7 protein-coding genes are annotated in these 11,436 nt (G+C 69.3%); 5 read left to right on the forward strand and 2 right to left on the reverse strand.

Features of this window, described 5'->3' with window-relative positions:
- Positions 1-118: 118 nt before the first annotated feature.
- Positions 119-1,003, forward strand: coding sequence for a Gfo/Idh/MocA family protein (locus ACGFIF_RS30020; RefSeq protein WP_393159099.1), 885 nt, complete (start codon positions 119-121; stop codon positions 1,001-1,003).
- Here the strand turns inward: ACGFIF_RS30020 and ACGFIF_RS30025 are convergent.
- Positions 987-3,248 (reverse strand): PQQ-binding-like beta-propeller repeat protein, encoded by a 2,262-nt coding sequence (locus ACGFIF_RS30025; protein WP_393159101.1) that lies wholly within the window; start codon positions 3,246-3,248, stop codon positions 987-989. The genes ACGFIF_RS30020 and ACGFIF_RS30025 overlap by 17 nt on opposite strands.
- A gap of 93 nt (positions 3,249-3,341) precedes the next feature.
- Complete coding sequence (locus ACGFIF_RS30030; RefSeq protein ID WP_393159103.1) at positions 3,342-3,653, reverse strand: ArsR/SmtB family transcription factor; 312 nt, start codon at positions 3,651-3,653, stop codon at positions 3,342-3,344.
- Between the two features lie 88 nt (positions 3,654-3,741).
- Here ACGFIF_RS30030 and ACGFIF_RS30035 point away from each other — a divergent pair, with 88 nt between their 5' ends.
- From ACGFIF_RS30035 to ACGFIF_RS30050, 4 genes are all read left to right on the forward strand, one after another.
- Entirely contained in the window at positions 3,742-4,926 is a 1,185-nt protein-coding gene (locus ACGFIF_RS30035) for an MFS transporter (RefSeq protein WP_393159105.1), read from the forward strand.
- Between the two features lie 69 nt (positions 4,927-4,995).
- Positions 4,996-5,907: a MurR/RpiR family transcriptional regulator gene (locus ACGFIF_RS30040; RefSeq protein ID WP_393159107.1), complete on the forward strand. Its 912-nt coding sequence runs from the start codon at positions 4,996-4,998 to the stop codon at positions 5,905-5,907.
- Positions 5,904-8,582: a family 20 glycosylhydrolase gene (locus ACGFIF_RS30045; protein ID WP_393159109.1), complete on the forward strand. Its 2,679-nt coding sequence runs from the start codon at positions 5,904-5,906 to the stop codon at positions 8,580-8,582. Before ACGFIF_RS30040 ends, ACGFIF_RS30045 begins: the two co-directional genes overlap by 4 nt.
- A 10-nt stretch (positions 8,583-8,592) precedes the next feature.
- The gene (locus tag ACGFIF_RS30050; RefSeq protein WP_393159111.1) at positions 8,593-11,418 is read left to right on the forward strand and encodes an alpha-L-fucosidase; all 2,826 of its coding nucleotides are present in this window, start codon (positions 8,593-8,595) and stop codon (positions 11,416-11,418) included.
- Positions 11,419-11,436 lie beyond the last annotated feature (18 nt).

The following is an 11,436-nucleotide window of genomic DNA, read 5'->3' on the forward strand; positions in this document are numbered from 1 at the left end:
CGGCTCGTCACCTGACCGGCGCGATGGGTGCGCCGGGCATCGAGTCCCACCGATGCAATTGCGGTCCAGATCACACCGATCTGGCCTTGTGGTGAGGTGGCAAGGATCTGGAGGTTCGATGCGATTCGGCTTGGTGGGCACCGGTCCGTGGGCGAAGCTGACGCACGGACCGGGTTTGCGGGCGGCGGCGGCCGCGGAACTGGTCGGGGTCTGGGGCCGGGATCCCGGCAAAACCGCCGCGGTCGCGTCCGACCTGGAGGTCCAGCCGTACGGCGACTACGCGGAGTTACTGGAGTCGGTCGACGCGGTCGCGTTCGCGGTGCCGCCGAAGGTGCAGGCCTCGATGGCACTCGAGGCCGCTGCCGTGGGCAAGCACCTGCTGCTGGAGAAGCCGGTCGCGGACTCGCTCGACGACGCCCGCGCGCTGGCCGACGAGGCCGCGGACGAGGGGATCGCGTCGGTGGTGTTCTTCACCCACCGGTTCGAGGCGCCGAGCCGGCAGTTCTTCGCCGAGGTGCAGGCCAAGAGCGGGTGGAAGGGCGGCTGGACCCGGATGCTGGCCGCACTCGATGCCCCGGACAACCCGTTCACCGACTCGCCCTGGCGGCGGGAGCAGCGTGGTGCGCTCTGGGACGTCGGGCCGCACGCGCTGTCCAACCTGATGGCCATGCTCGGGCCGATCACCGACCTGACGGCCGTCGGTGGTGAGGGCGATCTGGTGCATCTGGTCGTCCGGCACGAGTCGGGTGCGACCAGTACGGCGAGCCTGTCGCTGTTCGCCCCACCGGAGGGCAGCAACTTCGAGACCGGCGTCTGGGGAGAGCCCGGTACGGCGATCCTGCCGGACGGCTACTGGCCCCCGGAGGAGTCGTTCCAGCTCGCTGTGGAGGAGCTGGTCGCTGCTGCCGAGTCGGGCGAGTCGCATCCGGTCGATGTCGCCTTCGGGACCCGAGTGGTCGAGCTGCTGGCCGCTGCCGAGGAGCAGCTCAACGCAGCGCGATGACGGTGTCCGAGCCGGAGACGAGGACGAGGTTGCCGATGGCGCGGACGTCGCGGCTGCAGGAGATGCCGCTGGGGAGGCGGACCTGGCGGAAGCCGGTCCGGCTGATCACGTTGGCCCAGCAGCCGTCCCAGCCACGGCTGAGCGAGATCACCCGGCCGTCGGCGGTGACGGTGACCTTCATCCGCGGACTGACCGGTGCGGTCGTCTGCCAGGCCATCTGACCGGTGGTCGCATCGATCGCGGTCACCACCGTCCTGCCGCCCTCCATCTTCCTGGAGACCGGGCAGTCCACCACGATCAAGTACCGGCCGGCCGCGTTCAGCAGGGTCCTGCAGGCCCAGGTCCCCGGCACCGGCCACCGCCACTTGGTCTCGCCGGTCCGCGGCTCGATGGCGGTCAGAGCAGCGGGTACGTCGGAGTCGCCGCCGGGCTCGGCAGCGACGACCAGACCGGCCACGACGACGGGACGGCGGTAGTTGTCGCTGGACTGCTTGGTCCACAGCTTCTTGCCGGACTTCAGATCGAGGCCGACCATCTCGTCGGTCTCGTCACCGCAGCTGCGGCCGAGGAAGGTGACCACGGTGTCGGTGGTCGCGACGGCGCCGATACTCGTGCAGCGGCCGGGCTCGAACGTCCACCGGTCGCGGCCGTCCGGGTCGACGCCGCGCAGCTTGTCGGAGCCGCGGGCGACGCGTTCGCCGGTCAACAGCGGTTCGGCCTGCTGGATGAGGTGGTCGCGGGTGCGGCCCGGCCAAGCGGCTTTGCGCTCGCCGGTGTTGGCGTCGAGGAGCAGATAGCCGACGTCGGCGAACTCCGCGAGCACGTAGTCGCCATCGCCGGTCGCCACGATCGCCGGCTTCTCGTCCGAGTCGGACCGGCTGTAGCGCCACCGCAGTACGCCGGTTGCCGCGTCGAGCATCTCGACCACACCGGACAGTCTGGGGATGGCGATGCCGTATCTGGTGCCGATCGCCTCCTCGGCGCCTGACCCCGCCATCGACTTGCTGACCCACGCGAGGCCGCCGTCCAGGGTGGAGGCCGAGGCCTTCCCGGCTGGGCGGCGTGCATCCTCCACGCGCTCGTTGGAGCTGAGCACGTAGTTGCGTGCCAGCGGCTGGATGATCAGCAGGAGGACGAGTGCGACCACTGCAGGGACTGCTAGCCAGGCGAGTTGCTGGCCGAGGTTCCTGGACGGCAGGAAGCGGGCCGTCCTGGTGCGGAGCAGTGAGGCGATCAGGGCGGCTGAGCCGGCCAGGAGGAGTAGGAGCAGGGCCGAGATGAGCAGCGGGACTCGAAGGCCGACGCCCACTGCTGGGTTGACTCTTGGCATTTGAGCCCAGGCGACGAGCAGTCCGGTGACGGCAACGGCGACGACGGCGCCTGAGATGAGTCGTGCGCGCTGGCTCGCGCTGCGGGCGCATCGGAACAGTACGGGTGCGCTGAGGAGCGCGACGGCGGCCAGTGCGACGGTAGGCCAGCCGACCTCGTCCTCAGTGGCCGGGACTTCCCAGGAGGCGCCGGACGCGGCGATGGCGACCACTGCGGAGGCGATCGCGCTGAAGGTGGCTGTCGCGGTGAGTGCGGCCTGCTGCCACCCACGCCAGGGGGCGGGGAGCTCGCTGTCCAGTCCGGCGAGCTCTGTCTCGAGGTTGACGCGTGCGACCGGGCTGAGGCGTTGCCGCGCGAGTTGGGTCCGGTAGAGGTGGCCGTCGAGTAGTTCGCGGACCTCGTCGTACCGGTGCTCGAGTGCGGACTTCCGGTCGGTGGCGTCCCGCCGTACCTCTGCGGTGTGGACGGCGTACCGGCTGGGGTCGGCGGCGAGGATCGCGTTGACGGCGTCGAGCAGTACGTCGCCGTTGGCGTCGCGCCGGGGTGGTGCGTAGGCGTCAGGCGGTGGTGCGGCCAGGTCGCCGGTGAGGCGGATCAGGCGGGCGACCTCGGCGATGCGGATGGGCGGTACGCCGTACTGGGGGAGGACCTCCTCGGCCAGCCGGGCGGAGGACTCGGCGTCCTCGGCCGGAGTGCCGCCGGGCTCGTGCACGGCTCGGTGGAACCAGGCGGCCAGGCGCACGGAGGTGGGGTCGGTGGCGAGCTGGATGAGCGAGTCGAGCGCGGTCAGGACGATGTCGAGGTAGTAGTCCCGGTACGCGCGGCGATTCCGGTCGACGTACCGGGCGACCAGCTCGTCCGCAAGCCGCGCCGAGCCGGGCACCAACCCGTCCCACCTCGCCCGCAGCTCCACCACCGCAACAGTTTGCCAGCCGCACCCCCACAGCAAACGCTCGATCTCCCCACCGAGACCTTGCGGTTCCCGCCCAAGCCCACGTCGGCGCGCGGCCTAGCGGCGGGCGGTGAGGATGCCGGAGAGAAGGCCGGGGTAGAGGGTGTCGAGGTCTTCGCGGCGCAGTGAGCTGATCCGCCGGGTGCCTTCGGTGTGGGTGGTGAGGACGCCGGCCTCGCGCAGGATGCGGAGGTGGTGGGCGCGGGTGGAGGCGGTCACGGGCAGCTCGATCTCGCCGCATGCGATGCCGTCGGGGGCGTCGGCCAGCGCCCGGATGATCTGCAGCCGGACCGGCTCGCCGAGGGCCTGCAGAACCGCCTCGACGCGGATCTCGTCCCGCGCCGGCTGCGGTAGCGCCTTCCTGGTCATGAGTCCATCATACGACGCTTGTCGAAGTTCGATGAACTTCGTAGTACGATCTACGTCGAACTATCAATCCTCGTCCGGAAGGTCCTCGATGTCCGCACGGATCTACCTGCTCGGCGCCGGGGCGTTCGCGGTCGGCACCAGCGCGTACGTCGTGTCCGGCGTACTGCCCGATGTCAGCTCCGAGCTCCACGTCTCGCTGACGGCCGCGGGCCAGCTGGCCACCGCGTTCTCCCTGGCGTACGCCGTCGGTGCGCCGATCCTGTCCACGCTGACCGGCCGGTGGGAGCGCCGTACCCTCCTGATCGCCGCACTCGTCCTGGCCGCGCTGGGGAACCTGATAGCCGCGGTGGCCACCAACTACCCCGTGCTGATCGTCGGTCGGGTTGTCGCAGCCTTCGGGGCCGCGGTCTACACGCCTGCTGCCACTCTGTTCGCGACTGGCCTGCTGCCACCGGAGGAGCGGGGTAGAGCCGTCGCCATCGTGTTCGGTGGCCTCACCTTCGCCTTGGTGCTCGGCGTACCGGCCGGCACTCTGCTGGGCCCTGTGCTCGGCTACAAGGGCGTCTTCGCGCTGATCACCATCGTCGCCGTGCTGGTTGCCATTGCTGAGCGCGCCGCACTGCCGAAGGTGGATGCGCCTCCTGTGGTCAGCCTGCGGGAGCGATTCGCCGGCGTGACTGATCGCCGGGTGCAGACCGTGCTGGCGATGTCGGTTCTTGGAGTCCTCGCCGCGTTCAGCGTCTACATCTACATCGTGCCGCTGCTGAAGGAGACTGTGCACCTGGGCGGCAATGCAGTGGGGTTCTTGCTGCTGGTCTACGGATTGGGCGCCGTGGTGGGTAATCTGCTCGGCGGCCGAGCGACTGACCGCTTCGGCAGTCTCCGGACCCTGTGCGGCGTACTGGTCGGCAGCATCGTGATGGTGGCGACGCTGGACCTGTCTGCGACGACTATGGTCGGTGCTGGTGCCGCACTGTTCCTCTGGGGCATGTTCACCTGGGCCTTCAACCCGCCGATCCAGAACCTGCTGCTGGAACTCGGTGGTGGCCTGCTGATCTCGCTGAACGCGTCTGCGATCTACCTCGGCGCCGGACTGTCCGCAGTGGTCGGCGGACTGGTCATTCAACTGGTCGGCATCACCTACCTGCCTCTGGTCGCGGCAGTGCTCGACGTGGTCGTACTCGGCCTGCTCGTCACCCTGCGGCGCGACCCGGCGCTCCAGCGGGTCGAGCACCTGGAGGAGGAGCCGGTCCTGGCTGTCGCCGCGGACTAGCTCTTGACACTGCCCTGCGTCTGACGCAGTGTTTCACCGATCCGCCCCATCGGTGAATGGATGATTCACGTGCCCGAGCCTGCTCCGCAGCCGCCGTCGGATATCGCCGACCGGGTCCGGGCGACGTTGCCGCGGCTGACCGGTGCGCTGCGGCTGGTGGCCGACACCGTGCTCGCCGAGCCGGAGATCGTGGCCGAGCTGTCCACCGCGGCGCTGGCGGAGCGGGCCGGGGTGTCGCAGGCGAGCGTGACCCGGTTCGCGCAGGCGATAGGGCTCGCGAGCCACCAGCAGCTGCGGATCGCAGTCGCGACCCAGCTCGGCCGCGCGACCGTCCCTGGCTGGAGCACCGACCTCGGTCCGGTGATCGCCGACGACGACACGGTCGCCCGGGTCGCGACGGTGGTGGCGAACGCCGACATCCGGGCCATCACCCAGACCGTCGACCAGCTCGACCTGGAGGCGCTCGACCGGGCCGCGCACGCCCTCGCCTCCGCGCGACGGATCGACGTGTACGGCGTGGGCGGCAGCTCGACCATCGCCGCCGAGCTGGAGATGCGGCTGTTCCGGATCGGCGCGCAGGTCCGGGCCTGGCCCGAGATCCACGGCGCGGCCACCTCCGCCGCGTTGCTCACCGACGCCGATGCCGTGGTCGCGATCTCCCATTCCGGCGCGACCGCCGAGGTGCTCGAACCGGTCGAGCTCGCCCGCGATCGAGGCGCGACCACGATCGGCATCACCAGCGATCCGCGGTCGCCACTGGCCGGCGTGGTCGACGAGGTGCTGACCACGGCCGTGCTCGAGACGTCGTTCCGCAGCGGTGGTCTGGCCGCGCGGCACTCCCAACTGGTCGTCACCGACTGCCTCTACATCCGGGTCGCCCAGCTGACCTCGGACCGGGCCGGCCAGGCGATCGACCTCACCGACGACATCAGCGCCGAACACTCCGTCCGCACTCGCCGCCACCGAGGAGACCGACGATGAAGTCCCGCCCCCGCTCAATCACTCCCGCCGCCCGCACGCTCCGTCGCGTCGGGGCGGCTGCGCTCGCCGCCGCTCTGCTCGCAGCCGGCCTGGTCAGTGCGCCGGCCACGGCTCAGCCCGCGGCTCCCACGCCGAAGACCATCCCCGCCTTGACCGGTTGGCAGTCTGCCGCCGGCGCGTTCCAGCTCGGCAAGGACAGCCGCGTCGTGGTCGAGCCGGCTGTGTACGACGAGGCGAGCACCTTCGCCGACGACGCGAAGGAGCTGACCGGCCGTCGCCTGCCCGTGGTCCGCGGTGGGGTGGTCCGCACCGGGGATCTGAGTATCGCGCTCGACCCAGCCCGGTCGGATCTCGGGGCTGAGGGCTATGAGCTCACCGTCGGGAAGACCGTCACAATCACCGCGAAGACCGACGCCGGCGCGTTCTACGGCACCCGGACCGTCCTGCAGTTGCTCAAGGCAAAGACCATCCCGGCCGGCCGCGTGATCGACGTACCGGCGTACGCCGAGCGTGGGGTCGGCGTGTGCGCGTGTCTGATCAACGTGTCGACGGCGTGGTTCGAGCGGTTGGTGAAGGACGCGGCGTACCTGAAGCTCAATCAGTTGTGGGTCGAGCTGAAGGTGAAGAGCGACACGCATCCCGAGTCGGTCGAGTGGGGCTACTACACGAAACCCCAGATCGCCGCCCTGCAACGGCTTGCGGACCGCTACCACGTGACGATCGTGCCGGAGGTCAACTCACCCGGTCACATCGAGCCGTGGATCCGCAACCGGCCGGATCTGCAGCTCACCGACAGCGCCGGCCAGAAGCAGGTCAGCCGGCTCGACATCACCAAGCCCGAGGCGTTCGAGTTCCTCACCGACATCATCGACGAGAACCTGAGTGTGTTCCGTACGCCGTACTGGCACATGGGAGCCGACGAGTACATGCTCGGCTCCGACTACGCCCGCTACCCGCAGTTGCTCGCGTACGCCCGGGAGAAGTTCGGGCCGAACGCCGTACCGCAGGACGCGTTCGTCGACTTCATCAACCGGATCAACGCGCACGTGAAGGCGAAGGGCAAGGCGCTGCGGATCTGGAACGACGGCATCACCACCGCGGCCACGGTTCCATTGGATCGCGACATCGTCGTCGAACACTGGCTCGGTAGCGGCGTGAAGCCGAGTGCGCTGCTCGCCGAGGGGCGCAAGGTGATGAACGCGGCTTACGCGCTCTACAACGTCCGCGGCGGGTTCAAGACCAACGCCCAGCAGCTCTACACCTCCGGCTGGACGCCGCTGCGGTTCGACGGCGAGACGGTTGCTGATCGCAACGGAATCACCGGCGCCAAGATCACCCTCTGGCCGGACAACGGCTCCGGCAACACCGAGAACGAGATCGAGGCCGAGGTCCGGATGCCGCTGCGCTTCATCGCGCAGGCGACCTGGGGCTCGCCGCAACCCGACCCGGACTACGCCGCCTTCAGTGCCCGCGCGGACGCGGTCGGCCGGGCGCCCGGCTTCGACAACGTCAACCGCACACCGGTTGCCGCAGGCACCTACTCACTGGCCGCCGGCGGCAAGTTCCTGGGCGCCGACGGTGAAGGCGAGCAACTCACCCTGAGTGGAGTTGAGTCCGCCTGGGACGTCAAACCGACCACCGACGGCTACTACACGATGACCAACCTGGCGTCGGGCCGCTGCGCCGAGTCCCGGCTCGGCACCCGCTACCTCAATACCCCACTCGAGCCCGGTACGGCGATCACTGCGCAGACCTGTGACACGACCAACCGCCTGCAACGCTGGCAACTGACGAAGTCGGGCGACCGCATCACGCTGGTCAACGCGATCACCCGGATGGTCGCCAACTTCGACGGTAGCGGCCTGATCCAGCAGCTCCCGGACGGCCACAGCCCAGCTCCACTCACCCTCGCACCGGTGGTCCGGTCCACGGCCGCCGTCGACCGTCAGACGGTGACCCCGGGCACGGCTGCCACGCTGACCGTCACCGTCACGAACACGACCAAGGCGACCGCTATTGGTATCACCGTCACGCCAACCGCCCCGGCCGGCTGGACCACTGCGCCTAGCAAGCAGTCCGTCGCCGCCCTCGCCCCGGGCGCCGTGAAGGAGTTGGCTTTCACCGCGACCCCACCGGCCGATGCTCCGGCCTCCACGGTCGCTCTCGGTGCGGTCACGTCGTACACCCAAGGGACTGCAACGCATCAGCTGGCAACGACGGCCGGCGTACGACTGAGTTGTGCGCCGGAGGCGATTAGTCCGGTGGCGGTGACGTACGTCGACAGCGAGGAGACGGCCGGGGAGGACGGCCGGGCGGTGAATGCGATCGACGGGAATCCGGCCACGTTCTGGCACACCGAGTGGTCCGCCGGTCAGCCTTCGCCACCGCACGAGATCCAGCTCGACCTGGGTGCGACGAAGTCGGTCTGCGCGGTGACCTATCAGACCCGGCTGAACGCGACGAACGGGCGGATCGCGGACTACGAGATCTACCTGAGCACCGACGGCACGAACTGGGGGCAGCCGGTGGCCAAGGGCACGTTCGCGAACAGCCCGGACGCCAAGTGGGTGCCGATCGCCGCGACCACGGCTCGCTACCTGCGGTTGGTCCAGTTGTCGGAGGCGAGCGGGAACCCGTTCGGCACCGCCGCCGAGATCACCGTCGACGCGAAGTGAGGACGACGTCATGCGAGCGACAGTCGTCCTGCTCGCTGCTGCCCTGGCGGCGAGTGCGTTGACCAGTGTCCGGGCCCAGGCGGCCGATCCCGACGTACTGAACGTCTCGTTCGGGGGTTCGTTCTCGAGTGGCAACACCTACACGGCCGCGACCGGTGAGGTGATGGGTGGAACGCTCACCCGTCGGTCGGGCGCCGAGTCACTCGACCCGGCCCGTGGCGTCGTCCTCGGCGGTGCGGCCGACGGCGTCCGGTTCCAGCCGAGTACGGCGCTCAGCGGTGGGGACGTCCAGCGGTCGTTCCTGACCGAGACGGCGTACACAGCGGACGCGACCCAAGCAAACCTCGCCACGATCACTGCGATCGGTGGAGCAATCTTCGGTCGCTACAACGGCACGAGTCTGCAGTACGGCTTCAGCGTCGAGAGCGGTGGTGAGTGGCGCGATGTCGTTCAGAGCGTGCCGGCGCCACCCGCGGGTGAGCAGCATGTGCTAGCGCTGGCTTATGAGGTCGCCGGTGGCGGTGCGACGCTGCATGCGTTCCTGGACGGGCAGCAGTTGCCGGCCGCGGTCAGTACTGACGGTGCCGCGACCTGGCATCCGGACGCCGGTGCGGACATCGGGCTCGGTAACGAGGTGCACCCGTCGGCCTTGCAGCGCGGGCTCGACGGCTCGATCCGGCAGGTGCGGTTGGCGACATTCGCCGGCGTCTTCAATCCGGCCGATCTGAAGCTGGCCAAGCCGGTGGTGTCGACCTCGAAGGTCAGCCTCGGCTTCGAAGGCAAGATCGGTGCTGACGGCAACTACCAGCCTGCCCTCGGCGAGCGCGCCGATCCGGCGCCATCGATCAGTGGCGGCGTCGTTCCCGAACCCGGTCGGCTCCGGCTCTCCGGCGACTCGGCGGTCAGGTGGGATGCCTCCGGGCTGCCCGCGGACAGCGGAGTCCTCGCTGAGACGGTGGTATCGCCGGACGTGCTTCGCCCCGGCGTCCAGCTGATCGACCTGCTCGGGGTAGCCCAGTTGGTCGTCGGCACCGACGACGTCGAGCTGAAGGCAGGTGGCGAGACGGTACCGATCGAGCTGCCCTCGCCGTCGGTGAAGGAAGGTGTGCGCTACTACCGATTCGGTCTGGCGGTCGAGAGCGGCGGCACGGTGACAGCTCTGGTCGACAGGGCCCCGGTGGTCGGCAAGGCCACGGGTGCGGCGAACGGTCAGGTGCGGTGGCTGGTGGGTGCGAGAGGTATGGCCTACGGCATCGGCGTGAGTACCTTCCTGGGCAAGCCGCCGGTGGAGGCGCAGGCTCTCCAGGCACTCCCGTGTGTCGTGGGCAAGCTCAGCCCAGCCAGAACGCAGCCGGTGGCGGAGGGGGAATGTGTCACCTCACTGGTGGCTAAGGCCTCGGCGATACGGCCGGACGCGCGACAGGTCGCGTGGCAGCGGATGGAGCAGACTGCGTTCCTGCACTTCGGGGTGAACACCTTCACCGGGCTGGAGTGGGGTCACGGCGACGAGGACCCGGACGTCTTCCAGCCGACCGGTCTCGACACCGATCAGTGGGCGCGGACACTGCGTGACTCCGGCTTCAAGCTGGCCATCCTGACGGTAAAGCACCATGACGGCTTCCTGCTCTACCCGTCCCGCTACAGCAAGCACAGCGTCGCCTCCAGTTCGTGGGAGGACGGCAAGGGTGACGTGGTACAGGCGTTCGTCACGTCGATGCGCAAGTACGGTCTGAAGGTCGGGCTCTATCTATCACCCGCGGACGAGAACCAGTACCTCGACGGCGTCTACGCCAACGGCAGCGCGCACACGCCACGGACCATCCCGACTCTGGTGCCGGGTGACGACCGTGAGGGCCGCGACCTGCCGCAGTACACACTCACCGCGTCGGACTACGGCGCCTACATGCTCAACCAGCTGTACGAGCTGCTGACCGAGTACGGGCCGGTGGATGAGGTGTGGTTCGACGGTGCGCAGGGGCGGATCCCGCCGGACAAGGTGGAGACGTACGACTTCCCGAGCTGGTACACGCTGATCCGTGAGCTCGCGCCCCAGGCCACGATCGCGGTCAGCGGACCGGATGTGCGCTGGGTCGGCAACGAGTCGGGACTGGCCCGGCCGGACGAGTTCAGCGTCGTACCGACGATCACCAAGCCGAACGGCTCGCCGGACTACGCACTCGGGTACGCCGCCGCCGACCAGGGCAGCCGGAAGGCGTTGCTGGCCGGCCGGGACGCGGGTGCGACCGAGCTTGCCTGGTGGCCGGCCGAGTCGGACGTGTCGATCCGTGAGGGCTGGTTCCACCACCCGGAGCAGGAGCCGCGATCGGTGGAGCAGCTCACCGACATCTACTACAAGTCGGTCGGCCGGAACTCGGTGCTGCTGCTCAACATCCCACCCGACCGCCAGGGCCGGCTCGACGATCGTGACGTCACCAGACTGGCCGAGTGGCGGGCCCGACTGGCCGCGGACATGCCTCGTGACCTGGCCCGGGAGGCCCGGGCGACCGGTGACGGTGTGAGCCCGCGGGCGGCGATCGACGGCAACCCGGACACGTCCTGGCGGAACCCAGGGACAGGCACGCTGACACTGACGCTGCCGAAGCCGGCGACGCTGCGCAGGGTCTCACTCGGCGAGGACATCCGGTACGGCCAGCAGGTCGAGAGCGGTGTGGTCGAGGCACGGACGGCCGACGGCTGGCAGCAGGTGGCGACCTTCGGAGCGGTGGGCCAGCGGCGCATCCTGACCCTGGACAGTCCGGTGACCACCACTGAGCTCCGGGTGCGGATCACACAGTCCAGGTCGAAGGTCAGACTGGCAACTGTGTCTGTTTTCTGACTCGGACCGTGGTTAGGG

Origin of the sequence: Kribbella sp. NPDC049174, assembly GCF_043197365.1 — a bacterium.
Classification (GTDB): Bacteria; Actinomycetota; Actinomycetes; order Propionibacteriales; family Kribbellaceae; genus Kribbella.